This window comes from Paraburkholderia sp. LEh10 (genome assembly GCF_017814945.1).
In the GTDB taxonomy this organism is placed as follows: Bacteria; Pseudomonadota; Gammaproteobacteria; order Burkholderiales; family Burkholderiaceae; genus Paraburkholderia.
Genome location: NZ_JAGIPX010000003.1, coordinates 199,715 through 213,845 on the forward strand (window position 1 = coordinate 199,715; position 14,131 = coordinate 213,845).

Annotated in this window: 15 protein-coding genes; 7 read left to right on the plus strand and 8 right to left on the minus strand. The window is 63.1% G+C overall.

Translation table 11 applies throughout. From position 1 onward, the window contains the following. Window positions 1-74: 74 nt before the first annotated feature. The 5 genes from cydX to rpoH all read right to left on the minus strand — a co-directional run bounded on the left by cydX (window position 75) and on the right by rpoH (window position 4,508). A complete protein-coding gene (gene cydX / locus J8I87_RS03865; protein WP_209930123.1) occupies window positions 75-194 on the minus strand; it encodes a cytochrome bd-I oxidase subunit CydX in 120 nt (39 codons plus the stop codon). 27 nt (window positions 195-221) lie between these two features. Continuing rightward, window positions 222-1,358 carry a cytochrome d ubiquinol oxidase subunit II gene (cydB, locus tag J8I87_RS03870; protein ID WP_209930124.1) on the minus strand — a complete coding sequence of 379 codons (1,137 nt, stop codon included), beginning with the start codon at window positions 1,356-1,358 and terminating at the stop codon, window positions 222-224. 64 nt (window positions 1,359-1,422) lie between these two features. After that, complete coding sequence (locus tag J8I87_RS03875; protein WP_209930125.1) at window positions 1,423-3,012, minus strand: cytochrome ubiquinol oxidase subunit I; 1,590 nt, start codon at window positions 3,010-3,012, stop codon at window positions 1,423-1,425. Beyond that, window positions 3,002-3,262, minus strand: coding sequence for a cytochrome oxidase putative small subunit CydP (gene cydP / locus J8I87_RS03880; RefSeq protein ID WP_209930126.1), 261 nt, complete (start codon window positions 3,260-3,262; stop codon window positions 3,002-3,004). The genes J8I87_RS03875 and cydP overlap by 11 nt, the downstream gene beginning before the upstream one ends. A 310-nt stretch (window positions 3,263-3,572) precedes the next feature. Then, window positions 3,573-4,508 (minus strand): RNA polymerase sigma factor RpoH, encoded by a 936-nt coding sequence (rpoH, locus tag J8I87_RS03885; protein ID WP_209930127.1) that lies wholly within the window; start codon window positions 4,506-4,508, stop codon window positions 3,573-3,575. Between the two features lie 350 nt (window positions 4,509-4,858). On the opposite strand from rpoH, the gene J8I87_RS03890 reads away from it, so the two are divergent. Together J8I87_RS03890 and J8I87_RS03895 are read left to right on the plus strand one after the other, a co-directional pair. After that, complete coding sequence (locus J8I87_RS03890) at window positions 4,859-5,422, plus strand: acyloxyacyl hydrolase (protein ID WP_209930128.1); 564 nt, start codon at window positions 4,859-4,861, stop codon at window positions 5,420-5,422. 42 nt (window positions 5,423-5,464) lie between these two features. Continuing rightward, the gene (locus tag J8I87_RS03895; protein ID WP_209930204.1) at window positions 5,465-5,848 is read left to right on the plus strand and encodes a nuclear transport factor 2 family protein; all 384 of its coding nucleotides are present in this window, start codon (window positions 5,465-5,467) and stop codon (window positions 5,846-5,848) included. A gap of 132 nt (window positions 5,849-5,980) precedes the next feature. On the opposite strand, the gene leuA is transcribed toward J8I87_RS03895, so the two are convergent. After that, a complete protein-coding gene (gene leuA / locus J8I87_RS03900; protein ID WP_209930129.1) occupies window positions 5,981-7,639 on the minus strand; it encodes a 2-isopropylmalate synthase in 1,659 nt (552 codons plus the stop codon). A gap of 538 nt (window positions 7,640-8,177) precedes the next feature. Beyond that, window positions 8,178-9,146, minus strand: a complete 969-nt coding sequence (gene ybiB / locus J8I87_RS03905; RefSeq protein ID WP_209930130.1) for a DNA-binding protein YbiB — start codon at window positions 9,144-9,146, stop codon at window positions 8,178-8,180. Window positions 9,147-9,438: 292 nt separating this feature from the next. On the opposite strand from ybiB, the gene J8I87_RS03910 reads away from it, so the two are divergent. After that, window positions 9,439-10,137: a fumarylacetoacetate hydrolase family protein gene (locus J8I87_RS03910; RefSeq protein WP_209930131.1), complete on the plus strand. Its 699-nt coding sequence runs from the start codon at window positions 9,439-9,441 to the stop codon at window positions 10,135-10,137. Between the two features lie 41 nt (window positions 10,138-10,178). Beyond that, window positions 10,179-10,823, plus strand: coding sequence for a maleylacetoacetate isomerase (gene maiA / locus J8I87_RS03915; RefSeq protein ID WP_209930132.1), 645 nt, complete (start codon window positions 10,179-10,181; stop codon window positions 10,821-10,823). A 132-nt stretch (window positions 10,824-10,955) separates the two neighbouring features. Here the strand turns inward: maiA and ftsY are convergent, their stop codons facing one another. Further along, window positions 10,956-12,143 (minus strand): signal recognition particle-docking protein FtsY, encoded by a 1,188-nt coding sequence (gene ftsY / locus J8I87_RS03920; RefSeq protein WP_209930133.1) that lies wholly within the window; start codon window positions 12,141-12,143, stop codon window positions 10,956-10,958. A 293-nt stretch (window positions 12,144-12,436) separates the two neighbouring features. Here ftsY and rsmD point away from each other — a divergent pair, with 293 nt between their 5' ends. The 3 genes from rsmD to J8I87_RS03935 all read left to right on the plus strand — a co-directional run bounded on the left by rsmD (window position 12,437) and on the right by J8I87_RS03935 (window position 14,080). After that, window positions 12,437-13,051 (plus strand): 16S rRNA (guanine(966)-N(2))-methyltransferase RsmD, encoded by a 615-nt coding sequence (rsmD, locus tag J8I87_RS03925; protein WP_209930134.1) that lies wholly within the window; start codon window positions 12,437-12,439, stop codon window positions 13,049-13,051. Window positions 13,052-13,168: 117 nt separating this feature from the next. Then, a complete protein-coding gene (coaD, locus tag J8I87_RS03930) occupies window positions 13,169-13,675 on the plus strand; it encodes a pantetheine-phosphate adenylyltransferase (protein ID WP_209930135.1) in 507 nt (168 codons plus the stop codon). Window positions 13,676-13,822: 147 nt separating this feature from the next. Beyond that, entirely contained in the window at window positions 13,823-14,080 is a 258-nt protein-coding gene (locus J8I87_RS03935) for a YfhL family 4Fe-4S dicluster ferredoxin (protein WP_209930136.1), read from the plus strand. Window positions 14,081-14,131: the final 51 nt, after the last annotated feature.

A 14,131-nucleotide genomic window follows, 5' to 3' on the forward strand; every position in this document is an offset into this window, starting at 1 on the left:
GACTTACGGATGGACTTACGGATGGACTTACGGATGGACTTACGGACGGACTTACGGACGCTGCGGGCAGCGCTCTAGCGTCTATCCGGCTCACTGTCGGCATCGATCGCGTTGTTCGCTTCGAGCCACATCACGTTGATGATGCCGAACGCGAGCGCAAGGCCAATTCCGAGAATCCAGCTGAAATACCACATGATCCGCTCCTGCTCGTGACTTGTGCGTCAGTACATCGAGTGATGGTTCTGTTCGATCGTGTCGGCCGTGACCTTGCCGCGCATCACGCGATACACCCAGCTCGTATAGATGAGCACGATCGGCATGAACACGATCACAGCGATCAGCATGATTTGCAGCGTCATCTGGCTCGACGTCGAGTCCCAGACGGTGAGGCTGCTGCGTCCGTCGAGCGACGACGGCATGATGAACGGAAACATCGAAAAGCCCGCTGTCAGGATCACGCCGGACACCATCAGCGACGTCGACAGGAACGCGGTGCGCTCGAAGCGCGATTTTGCGAGCAGCAGCGCGAGCACACCGCCTGCGACGCCCGCGACGGGCGCCGCGATCGTCCACGGATACATCGAATAGTTCGTGAGCCACAAGCCCGGCGCGCCTATCACGTTTTTTAGCAGCGGATTCGCGACGGTATCGAGCGGCGCCGGGTCGGTGATCTGATAGCCGCCGATCAATGTTGCGATCAGCGCGCCCGCGATCAGAAACAACGCGACGGCGGCGAGCGCGGCGATGCGCAGCGCCACCGACGCGCGCTGCGCAACGATGCCGTCTGCCTTCATCTTCACGAAGGCCGCGCCGTGCGCCGCAAGCATCGATACGCTGACGACGCCGCACAGCAGCGCGAACGGATTGAGCAGCGCGAAGAAGCTGCCGTGATAGGTGACGCGCAGTTCCTGATCGAATGCGAACGGCACGCCTTGCAGCAGGTTGCCGAACGCGACGCCGAACACCAGCGCGGGCACGAAGCCGCCGACGAACAGCGCCCAGTCCCATGCCGTGCGCCAGCGCGGGTCGTCGCGCTTGCCGCGATAGTCGAAGCCGACCGGGCGGAAGAACAGCGCGAACAGCACGAGCAGCATCGCGAAGTAAAAGCCCGAGAACGATGCCGCGTAGACGAGCGGCCACGCGGCGAACATCGCGCCGCCCGCCGTGATGAGCCAGACCTGATTGCCCTCCCACGTCGCGCCTACCGTATTAACGACGATGCGCCGCTCGCCGTCCGTCCTGGCGATGAACGGCAGCAGGATGGCGGCGCCCATGTCGAAGCCGTCGGTGAGCGCGAAGCCGATCAGCAGTACGCCGACGAGCACCCACCAGATCACTTTGAGAGTTGCGTAATCCATTGCGTCGTTTCCCGTAGTTCGAGCATGTGATCGTGGCCGCCGATGCCTCCGCACATTCCGCCGCTCATGCCGCGGTATTGGCGCCGACGGCGGCGGCTCCGATGCGCTCGTGGTGATACCGGCCCGTGTGCAGCGACGACGGCCCGAGCCGCGCATACTTGAACATCAGCATGATTTCGATAATGAAAAGCGCGGTGTAGAACACGATGAAGCCGGCGAGGCTCAGATACAGGTCGCCCGCCGTCAGACTCGATGCCGACAGCGACGTCGGCAGAACGCCGGCGATGGTCCACGGCTGGCGGCCGACTTCCGCGACGATCCAGCCGAACTCGGCCGCGAGCCAGGGCAGCGGAATCGCCCACACGGCCCAGCGCAGGAACCAGCGACGTGTGCCGTCCAGCAGCGTGCGCTGTGCGCAGAAGAAGAACGCGAGCACGAAGGTCGCGAGGAACAGGATGCCCAGTCCCACCATCAGACGGAACGACCAGAACACGGGAAGCACGGGAGGAACCGTCTTCTTCGCGGCCCGCTTGATCTGATCGTCGGAGGCGTCGGTGACGTTCTGCGTGAACTGCCTGAGCATCAGGCCGTAGCCGAGATCCCGCTTGTGCGCATCGAACGCGGCCCGCGTCTCGTCGCTTGTGTCGCCTTGCTTGATCTTTTGCAGCGCGCCGTAAGCAAGCATGCCGTTGCGGATGTGCGTTTCATTGCGCGCCATCAGTTCCTTGAGTCCGACGACAGGCTCGTCGAGCGAACGCGTCGCGATGATGCCTAGCGCCCAAGGCACGCGCAACGCGTAGTCGGTGCGCTCCTGTTCCTGATTCGGAATCCCGAAGATCGTGAACGGCGCGGGCGGCGGCGCCGTTTCCCATTCGGATTCGATCGCTGCGAGTTTCATCTGCTGAACTTCGCCTGTCGTATAGCCGGATTCGTCGCCGAGCACGATCACGCACAAGGTCGACGCAAGCCCAAAGCCCGCCGCGACCGCATACGAGCGCAACGCGAAGTCGATGTCGCGGCGCTTGAGCAGATACCAGGACGACACGCCGAGCACGAACATCGAGGCCGTCACGTAACCCGCCGACACCGTATGCACGAACTTCACCTGCGCGACGGGATTGAAGATCACCGCGAACAGGCTCGACAGTTCCATGCGCATCGTTTCGTAGTTGAACTCCGCGCCGACCGGGTTGTTCATCCAGCCGTTCGCGATGAGAATCCATAGCGCGGACAGATTCGAGCCGAGCGCGACAAGAAACGTGACCATCAGATGCTGGACGCGCGACAGCCGGTTCCAGCCGAAGAAGAACAGGCCGACGAACGTCGATTCGAGGAAGAACGCCATCAGCCCTTCGACCGCGAGCGGCACGCCGAAGATATCGCCGACATAGTGCGAGTAGTACGACCAGTTGGTGCCGAACTGGAACTCGAGCGTGAGCCCCGTGGTGACGCCCATCGCGAAGTTGATGCCGAACAGTTTGCCCCAGAACTGGGTCATGTCCTTGTAGATCTGCTTGCCCGTCATCACGTAGACGCTCTCCATGATGACGAGCAGCCACGACAGCCCGAGCGTCAGCGGCACGAACAGAAAGTGATAGAGCGCCGTGACGGCGAATTGAAGGCGCGAGAGGTCGACGACGTCGCTAGCGGGCATGATGTTCACCTTCAGACGAAGACGCGGCGGGCACCGAAAGCAGTGCGTGAGCGACCTGCGCGGGCGGCAGCGACATGTTCTGCGCCTGCGGATCATTGAAGAAAGCGATCTTCAGCACGAGGAGAAGCGCGAATTTGATCGCGAGCACGATGAGGATGTCGCGAGCGAAGGTCGGACCGCGTGCCCACGCGACGATGCGGCTGCGAGGAGCGCGGCGTGAAGGATTCCTATGATTGAACGTTGTGGTCATGTTCGATCGGCAACGACATCGCGCCGGTCGACCCGGCAGGACCCAGTGCGCGGAACCAGAAGCACTGGCGCATGCATCGCAATTGCAGGAACGCGCTGGCGGTGGGGCTTGCGTCGCCGTGTCGCCAAACCGCTCCGGCACTACAACTAATAAGTCACGTTCTGTGGGAGGTCAAGACAATGTCACGCCGCTGACCGGAAGCGACGCAATGTTTGACGACACGCAAGGAAAAGCCCCGCCTTCTTGCGAAGAGCAGGGCTCTGTATGAAAGACGCGCGGCCACCAGCCCGCGCCACATGTTTCTCTGACGTTACGCGTACTCGGCCAGTGCGGTGCGCATCTTCTTCATCGCGCTTGCTTCGATCTGGCGGATCCGTTCGGCCGATACGCCAAACTCGTCGGCAAGCTCGTGCAGCGTCGAACCGCCCGAGCCGTCGTCTTCCACCTGCAGCCAGCGTGCTTCGATGATGCGGCGGCTGCGCGGGTCGAGCGACTCCAGCGCGCTCGCGATACCGTCGCTGTGCAGGCGGTCGCGCTGACGCGCAGCCAGCACGGCCGTCGGCTCGCTGTGCGAATCGGCCAGGTAGGCGATCGGGGCGAATGCTTCTTCGCCGTCTTCGACCTGGCCTTCGAGCGCGACATCGCCGCCCGACAGCCGCGTTTCCATCTCGGCCACTTCCTCGCGCTTCACGTTCAGTTCTTTAGCGAGACCGTCGATCTCGTCCGGCGTGAACGACTGCAACCCTTGCTTGTGGCTGCGCAGGTTGAAGAACAGCTTGCGTTGCGCCTTGGTCGTCGCCACTTTCACCATGCGCCAGTTGCGCAGGATGTATTCGTGGATTTCGGCCTTGATCCAGTGCATTGCGTACGACACGAGGCGCACGTTCTGCGCCGGGTCGAAGCGCTTCACGGCCTTCATCAGACCGATGTTGCCTTCCTGGATCAGATCAGCGTGCGGCAGACCGTACCCGAGGTAGTTGCGCGCGATCGACACGACCAGCCGCAAGTGCGACAGCACCAGACGACGCGCCGACTCGAGGTTGTTCTGCTCGCGGTATTCGGTGGCGAACTGGCGCTCTTCTGCCGGCGTCAGCATCGGAATCCGGTTTACGGCCTGGATGTAGGCGTCGATATTGCCCAGCTGGCCGGGCAGAAGAGAAGCATGCGAGAGCGTCAGTGCACCTGCCGAAGCGGCCTTAGCCGACGACGGGCTCAGAGTACTCGGAAGGGTCAATGTGTTGCTCACGTAGCGAACTCCTTTATTCAGACAAAAGTCTGGCACTAGCCAGACCACGATGGATGTTAGCACTCTCGTCTACCGAGTGCTAATACTTAGAGGCCGTAGGGGCATCCAAGTTCCCACGCTGCTATTGAAAATGACTTTTTAATAGTATCGCACCTGCCCTGCGGGTTCGCCACCGAACACGTACCATCCAACGACCGAAGCCGGAACCGGCAATCTTCAGTAAGATTTTTTCGGCAATAGAAGCAGTGATTTGCGGCATTCCAGTTGTATTAAGTGGTCCGATAATTGCTCCCGTCTCTAAAATGTCGCTGCGCGATTTCGTCGCTCAACCTGCATTCAGCGGACGCACGATGGAAAAAAAGAACAAGGCTTGGATTGACCTGGCACTTAAAGCTGCCGTGGCTGCGGCAATATTCGGCGTCTCCGCGCTGGCTTCTGCGGACCAGTTCGGCGTTCAGATCGCAGGCGGTCTCGCCGATCATCATGTGCGCAAGCTCGATCTCGGTTTCGTCTGGGACCCGAATCTGACCTGGTGGGAAATCGGTGGCTGGCACTTCGCGCTGATCGGGGAAGCGCACGCCGCGTGGTGGCACACGAATGAAGGCAACGTTCACGAGAACATCGGCGAATTCGGCGTCACGCCCGTCGTGCGGTTCATCCGTGGCTCGGGATCGGTCCGGCCGTTCGTCGAAGCGGGCGTGGGCGTACGCGTGCTGACCAGTCCGCGAATCTCTTCGACCTTCACGTTGGGCTCCGCGTTCCAGTTCGCGGACATGGTAGGCGCGGGCGCGCAGTTCGGCGATCATCAGCAGTATCAGTTTGGCTACCGTTTCCAGCATGTCTCGAACGGCGGTATGAAAGAGCCGAATCCTGGTATAAATTTCCACCAGGTTTACGTGCAATACAACTTCTGACGACCGTTGCCGTTGGCGCTGTCGTCGATGGGGGCGAACGCGATGGCGGCAAAAGTGATCGAAGCGATTCGCGGGCTCGAGCGCGATCGCTTTCGCGCGATGGTCGAGGGGAACGGGCAGCAGCTCGACGCGCTGCTCTCCGACAACGTCATATACGTCCACACGAACGGCAAGCGTGAGTCGAAGCGGCAATTCATCGACGCCATTACGGCCGGGCGCCGCCGCTACCGCCAGATCGAGGTCCAGTCGCAAGACGTGCTCCCCGTCGGACGCGAGACGTGCGTGGTTACGGGACGCGCGCTGATCGAAATGGAAGCCAACAACGGCGCGTTGCTCTTTCCGATCGCCTATACGGCCATCCAGGCGCAGGAAGACGGAAAGTGGCGGCTGGTCGCGTGGCAGGCGACGCGTTGCGCAATCGAGTGACGCGGATCGCGCGGTCACTCCGTTTGCGACGCCGCGCCTCGTGAGCGGGCGGCTCGCCTTCGGCTGTTCGGCCTCAGGCGGGCTGCACGGTCGCCTTTCTGCAAACCTCGCTTGTGCGGCTTGAACGTGCCTTTATGCCGCGACCCGCCCATCGACGCCCGGCCAACCGGCGCGATTGATGCCGCTCACCACAGCATCGACGACGGCCGTCATTTCGTCTTCGGCGACGCCCGCGCCGTGCCGCATCGGCTGCTCGCCGACGCGGCAGCCGACGAATACGGCCGTGCGGCCATCCGTCGTGCGCACGCTCTCATACGACGTGATCTCGACTGCCAGCTTCGCCGCCGCCGCGAACTCGCGCGCGACCGCCTTTGCATATGCTTGCTGGCCGTCGACGCTCGCGGCCGCCGCTGCGGGCACGCTGATCTCGCGCCTGTTCCAGCGCACGGCTGAGCCGCTCACGCGCTGCGCTGGGCCTTCGGCCTCGAAGTATTCGCGGGCGAAGAGCGCGCAGATCGCATCTCCCGTCACTTCCGCGCCCGATTCGTCGGCGACCGTCTGCACAGCATGGCTGAATTCGATCTGCACGCGCCGCGGCGGCGCGAAGCCTATGCCGCGCTCGAGCAGATACGTCGCGCCGCCTTTGCCCGACTGGCTGTTCACGCGAATGACGGCATCATAGCTGCGGCCGACGTCGGCGGGATCGATGGGCAGATAGGGCACTTCCCATACGGCGTCGGGCTTCTGCTGCGCGAAGCCTTTGCGGATCGCGTCCTGGTGCGAGCCGGAAAACGCCGTATAGACGAGGTCACCCGCGTACGGATGGCGCGGATGCACGGGAATCTGGTTGCAACGCTCGACGACGCGCCGCACGGCGTCAATATCCGAGAAGTCGAGGCCGGGATCGATGCCCTGCGTGTACAGGTTCATCGCGAGTGTCACGATATCGACGTTGCCTGTGCGCTCGCCGTTGCCGAACAGACACCCTTCGACGCGGTCCGCCCCCGCCATCAGCGCGAGTTCCGTTGCCGCGACGGCCGTGCCGCGGTCGTTGTGCGGATGCACCGACAGCACGATGCTGTCGCGATAGCCGAGGTTGCGGTCCATCCACTCGATCTGATCGGCATAGACGTTCGGCGTCGCGGCCTCGACCGTGGCGGGCAGGTTGACGATCATCTTGTGATCGCGCGTCGGACGCCAGGTCTGCGCGACGGCGTCGCACACTTCGCGCGCGAACGGCAGCTCGGTCATGCTGAACGTCTCCGGCGAGTACTGAAATGTCCAGCGCGTCTGCGGACAGGCATCCGCGTGCTCGCGGATGATCCGCGTGCCTTCCACTGCGAGCGCCTTCACCTCCTCCTTCGACTGGTTGAACACGATCTTGCGGAACGACGGGCAGATCGCGTTGTACAGGTGAATGATCGCGCGCGGCACGCCTTCGAGCGCCTCGAACGTGCGCGCGATCAGGTCCGCTCGGGACTGCACGAGCACTTCGATCGTCACATCATCGGGAATGCGCTTTTCGTCGATCAGCTTGCGCACGAAATCGAAGTCGGTTTGCGACGCCGACGGAAAGCCGACTTCGATCTCCTTGAAGCCGATGGCGACGAGCATCTCGAAGAACTCAGTCTTCTGCGCGATGCTCATCGGCTCGATCAGCGACTGGTTGCCGTCGCGCAGGTCGGTGCTCATCCAGATCGGCGCGCGGTCGATCGTGCGGGTGGGCCACTTGCGTCCCGTCAAACGGACGGTGGGGAAGGGACGGTATTTCTCGGCAGGGTTGCGCATCATGGTGAGCCTCGTTCGATTCATTGGTCGTGTGCTGGGTGATGTGGCGTCGAGCGGCTGGCGGGCTGCCACAGATGCACGTCCCGCGAGCCGGGCGCTAGCGGGAGCAACGAACGGGCGCGGATGAAGAGCGTCATCGGAACGACGACGAAGGCAACGATCGGAACGGAAGCCCATGCAACGTGCATTTGACCCTCGCGATTCGTCCGGGTGGTAAACGGACGAATACAGACGACTACAGGTTTTGAAGGAACTACGGACTGGGGTGAAACTGGAACGACTTCACTTCGGAGGACCGCCGCGAGCCGCTGTGGCGACTGCGTGCGGCGCTACGCCTGGCTTACGCTAGACGTAGCGATAGGGGCCGCGCTAGGCGGCCGAGGGTAATTCGGAGGGTGTTCGGAACGGAACGCATTGTTAAAAGATAAGCGAGGCGGCGCGGACCTGTCAACCCGAAGCTGCCTGGGAGGCGTTCCTGATGTCCTCCTTGCCGGCCGGTTTCGAGCTTGTCAGCGACCCGCCGAATAGCCGCTTACCCATGTCAGGCGGCCTTCTGCGCGATCTCGACGATCAATTCGACCTGGCGTGTGATTGCGGCCGGCACGGGCGCGTCGCCGCGCAGGACGTCCGTGATCCACGCTGCTGTCGTCGGGGCATCGCGGCCTTCGGGCAGTTCGACTTCGGGTGCATCCGGCGACGAGCGCTCGGCGGCAATGCGCGTGTCGCAGATGCCGTCATGCAGCCAGTCGATCTGCACCTGGCGGCGCGTATCTGCAACCGCTTCGCCCTCCGTGCCGCGCGCGAGCAGCGCGCCGCCGGTCGCCGCGTCGGGATGCGACATGAAGAGCTGGGTCAGGCTCTCACGGTACGGCGGGTGCGTATAGTTCACGAGCCGCAGACCGGCGGGCGCGAACGGCTGGAGAATCTTGACGAGCGTATGTGTCGAGTTGCGCACGCCCATGCGCCGGCGTAGCGAGAGCAGCCGCGCGAGCTTCGGCGCGAGCGTTGCGATCGGCGCGAACGCGATGCGTCCTTTTGCGAGACCGGTTTCGATATCGGCATGCGTCTGCGCGGGCGTGACGTTCAGATGCGCGAAGATTTCGGCGCTCGTCACACGGCCGGGATCTTCCGTGACGCCATGCACCAGCACGGGCACGCCTTCGCGCGCGAGCAGCAGCGCCAGCAGCGGGACGAGATTGGGCTGCTTGCGCGCGCCGTTGTAGCTCGGAATCGACACGGCCTGATACGCGTCGTGCTTCACGCCGACGGGCGCGAACGACGCGTGAGCTGCGGCAAGCATCGCCGCAAGCTCGTCGGCGGATTCCCCTTTCACGCGATATGCGAGCAGGATCGCGCCGAGTTCCAGGTCGCAGACGCGGCCATCGAGCATCGCGGTGTAGAGCGCGTGCGTGTCATCGGGCGTGAGAGCACGCGCGCCGTTGGGTCCGCGGCCGATTTCCTTGATGAATCGGGCGCAGGGAAAAGGGGCGGTGTCGGTGAAATCGGTCATCGGGGCAAATCGGTATCTTGGGGACGGTGGACAACCACGCTTCGCACGTGCAGAAAATGCTTGCCGAAACGGGCGCGGCGTTGCCGCACGGCATTTCTTTCGAACTTCGTTCGAGTATCGCACGGCGGGCGCAGCAGCAGGATTTGAGCAAAGTCGCGGCCTTCAAAGAACCTTACGGCATGCGCGCGCCGTGCGCCACCTGGCCGTTCGGCCAGGCTACGCGTGTGTCGGCATCGCGTTACACTCAATGCCTTGCCGCGTCGAGGCGGCTCAATCGAAGACGGAGAACGGAATGGGTTATGTGTTTGCGCCAGCGCCGGTGACGGCAGTGCCGATTGCCGGATCGGACGATCAATTCGCGGTGCGCCGTATTTACTGCGTCGGCCGCAATTACGAGGCGCATGCGCGCGAGATGGGCCATGATCCCGATCGCGAACCTCCGTTTTTCTTCGCCAAGCCGGCCGACGCCGTGCTCTATGTCGCGCCGGGCGCCACGGGGGAATTTCCGTACCCGGCCCAGTCGAAGAACGTTCACTACGAGATGGAACTCGTCGCAGCCATCGGCAAGGCGGGCAAGGACATTCCCGCGGACAAGGCGCTCGATCACGTCTACGGCTATGCGCTCGGCCTCGACATGACGCGCCGCGATCTGCAGGCAGAAGCGAAAAAACTGGGCCGTCCGTGGGACACGGCAAAGGGCTTCGACCATTCGGCGCCGCTCGGCCCGATTCATCCCGTTTCGAAAGTCGGCCACGTCGGTAAGGGCGCGATCTGGCTGACCGTCAATGGTGAGGAAAAGCAGCGCTCGGACGTGTCGCAACTAATCTGGTCCGTGGCTGAGACGATCGCTTATCTGTCCAGCTTCTTTGAACTGCAACCGGGCGACCTGATTTTCACGGGCACGCCGGAAGGCGTCGGCGCGGTCGTGCAGGGCGACCTGATGAAGGGCGGCGTGGAAGCACTTGGCGAATTCAGCGTGCGCGTCGTCTAAAGCCGCTGAGGCCGCTGAAGTCATGAGGGAGGAAGACAACAATGAAGCTGTATAGCTACTTTCGTAGTTCTGCGTCGTATCGCGTGCGTATAGCGCTGAACCTGAAAAATCTGCCGTACGAGTACATGCCGGTGCATCTGCTGCGCGACGGCGGCGAGCAGTTCAAGCCCGCGTATCGCAAGCTCAACCACGACTCCGTCGTGCCGACGCTGGTCGACGGGGACAATGTGGTGACGCAGTCGCTTGCCATCATCGAGTATCTGGACGAGACGCATCCCGAGCCGCCGCTCTTGCCGTCCAAGCCTGTGGATCGCGCCTACGTCCGCTCGATCGTTCAGCAACTCGCGTGCGAGATCCATCCGTTGAACAATCTGCGCGTGCTGAAGTATCTGAAGCACAAGGTCGGCGTGAGCGACGAGATGAAGGATGCGTGGTATCACCATTGGATCAGCTCGGGCTTCGCGGCGCTCGAAGAGTATCTCGTCGCCGATGGGCGCGCGGGCAAGCTGTGCTTCGGCGACACGCCGACGGTTGCCGATCTCTGCCTCGTGCCGCAGGTTTTCAACGCGAACCGCTTCAAGGTTGATATGAGCCCCTATCCGACGATCCGTCGCATCCACGAATACGCGGATACGCTCGATGCATTTGCGCGTGCTGAACCTGGCGTGCAGCCCGATGCGGAGTGACGCAGCGACGTCGCGCCTGCGCGGCTGAGCATTCGGACATCGAATCGGCCGTGCGCTGCAGGAAAAAGGGGCGTCATGCGAACACATGACGCCCCTCGTATTTCACATCGCCAGTTTTAGGCGGCCGCAGAATCAGCCAAGCAATGCATCCGAAAATTCTTCGGCGCTGAACGGCTGCAGATCTTCGACCTTTTCGCCGACGCCGATGAAATACACGGGCACGGGACGCTGCCGCGCGATCGCCGCAAGAATGCCGCCCTTCGCCGTGCCGTCGAGCTTCGTCACGATCAGGCCGGTGAGGCCGAGCGCGTCGTCGAATGCTTTCACTTGCGCGAGTGCGTTCTGACCGGTGTTCGCGTCGATGACGAGCAGCACTTCATGCGGCGCCCCGTCCATCGCCTTGCCGATCACGCGCTTGACCTTGCGCAACTCTTCCATCAGGTGAAGCTGCGTCGGCAGCCGGCCGGCTGTGTCAGCCATCACCACATCGATCTTGCGGGCGCGCGCCGCACCGACAGCGTCGAAAATCACCGCCGCGGGATCGCCGCTTTCCTGCTGCACGACCGTCACGTTGTTGCGCTCGCCCCAGATCGCGAGCTGCTCGCGCGCGGCCGCGCGGAACGTATCGCCAGCCGCGAGCAGCACCGACTGGTTAAAGCGCTGCATGTGCTTCGCCAGCTTGCCGATGCTCGTCGTCTTGCCGGCGCCGTTCACGCCCGCGATCATCATCACAGTGGGCTGGTAGTGGCCGAGCGTCAGGGACTTTTCCAGCGGCTTCAACAGATCGACGAGCAGCGTGCGCAATGCGCCTTTGACCTGCTGTGGATCGGTGAGGCGCTCCGTGCGCACTTTTTCGCGCAATGCCTCGAGCAGGTATTCCGTTGCGTCGACGCCCGCGTCGGACATTAGAAGCGCCGTCTCCAGCTCTTCGTACAGGTCTTCGTCGATCTTCGTGCCGACGAAGATGCCCGTGATGCTCGAACTGGTCTTCGACAGTCCGCTCTTCAGGCGCGTGAGCCACGAGCGCTTTGCAGCCGCTTCGGGCTCGGGCGGCGGAACGATCTCCACGTCTTCTTCCGACTCCACGTCTTCGAAATCAGCGGCTTCGGGCACGTAGTTGGGATCGTATTCGGGTGCGTCGGCCGAATCCGGAGCAGGCGGCGCGTAGCGCGCGGCTTGCTGCGCGTCGTTCGACGTGCCGCGCGTGTCCGGTTCAGCCACATCCTGCATGTCGACGGCGCCCCCGGAATCGGTCTGCGACGCTTCAGGCGTGTCGTCGGGCGCCTTGGAACCCTTGAATCGTTTGAAAAAGCTGAACATGGTCTGGGCTGCTGGATGAGATTGCGCGGGATTCCCGCTTTCGGCTCGACAATGCGTGGCGGCGAACGACGGCGCGTCGCCCCGGCCGAGGGGCCGCATCCCAGTGCGGCAAGCGAGGCGCTGGAAGCCGCACATTTTATCAGGCGCGCCCGGCGGCGTCGTGATTGCCGGCCACGCACCGCCGCGGTGAACTTGGACGAAACGCTTCGCGCGCGTGTGGTAACGTGGGCGCTCCGGCCCGCTTATCGACGCCAATCGTAGACTAGCGGGCGCACGCTCAACAGACGAACTGCATGTCCCGTACTTCCTCCGCTCGCGCAAAAAGCGCGCCGTCCGGCCGCGGTCAGCCGCATACGATCCGCATTATCGGCGGTGACTGGAAGCGCACGCCGCTGCCGGTGATCAACCTCGACGGTCTGCGTCCGACGCCGGATCGCGTGCGCGAAACGCTCTTCAACTGGCTCGGCCAGCGGCTCGACGGCCAGCGCTGCCTCGATCTGTTCGCCGGCAGCGGCGCACTGGGCTTCGAGGCCGCGTCTCGCGGCGCCGCGCGAGTGCTGATGGTCGAGCGCAACTCGCGCGCGGCGGCCCAGCTACGCGCCAACCAGGCGAAGCTGGCGGCTCGGGCGATCGAAGTCGCCGAAGCCGACGGATTGCGCCTCGCAGCAAGCCTTGCGCCCGGTTCGTTCGATGTCGTGTTCCTCGACCCGCCGTTCGGAGAAGGCCTGCTCGGCCGCGCGCTGGAAGTCGCCGCGCCGCTGGTCAGCGCGGAGGGCTTTCTGTATGTCGAATCCGGCGAGTCGCTCGACGCCGCCGGGAATGCCGCGCTCGCAGGCTGGTCCGTGATCCGGCAGGGCAAGGCAGGTGCCGTCCACTATCATTTGCTGCAGCGCGAAAATGAGGAATAATGCGCGTTCCAAAACAAGCGCCGGATGGCTAGCCGTCACGCGCGCGGTATCGTCGTCAGATGAGTCCTGCGGGGCGTGTTCCGGCATGCCTTCTAGTCTGTAGAGAGGAGAAATCCCATGGTAGTCGCCGTGTATCCGGGTACGTTCGATCCCCTCACGCGCGGTCACGAAGACCTCGTGCGTCGCGCGTCGAGCATTTTCGACACGTTGGTGGTGGGCGTGGCGGATAGCCGCAACAAGCGGCCATTCTTTACGCTCGAGGAGCGGCTCGACATCGCCAACGAAGTGCTCGGCCACTATCCGAACGTGCAGGTAATGAGTTTCAAGGGGCTATTGAAGGATTTCGTCCGCATCAATAACGCGCGTGTGATCGTGCGCGGCCTGCGCGCCGTGTCGGACTTCGAGTACGAGTTCCAGATGGCGGGCATGAACCGCTATCTGCTGCCAGACGTCGAGACAATGTTCATGACGCCGTCCGATCAGTATCAGTTCATCTCGGGCACCATCGTCCGCGAAATCGCGCAATTGGGCGGCGACGTCAGTAAGTTCGTGTTCCCGTCAGTGGAAAAGCGCCTGGAAGCCAAGGTCGCGGCCATCGAACTGGCGCGCGCGGCACAGCCATGATTGCGGCAGCGCGCCTGACTGAGCGTCGGGTCCGCTGCCGTCAATAACATGATGCGCGGCGGGGTCTATCCGACAGGCGTAAAATTGCGGATTACGGAACGTTAGCCGGCGCGTTCACGACAGGCGCTGGCATGAAGTGAGAACAGCATGGCCCTGATGATTACCGACGAGTGCATCAATTGCGACGTTTGCGAGCCCGAGTGCCCGAACGACGCAATTTCGATGGGCCCGGAAATCTATGTGATCGACCCGACGAAATGCACTGAATGCGTCGGCCATTTCGATGAGCCGCAATGCGTGCAGGTGTGTCCCGTCGAATGTATTCCGCGCAATCCGGAGCATCTCGAATCGCCGGAACAACTGATGGCGAAGTACAACGCGCTGCAGGCGGCCAAGAGCGCCTGATCCTGGCGCAAGCGGCGCGCGTGGCGCGCCGTTCCTGCTCGATCGTTGGCG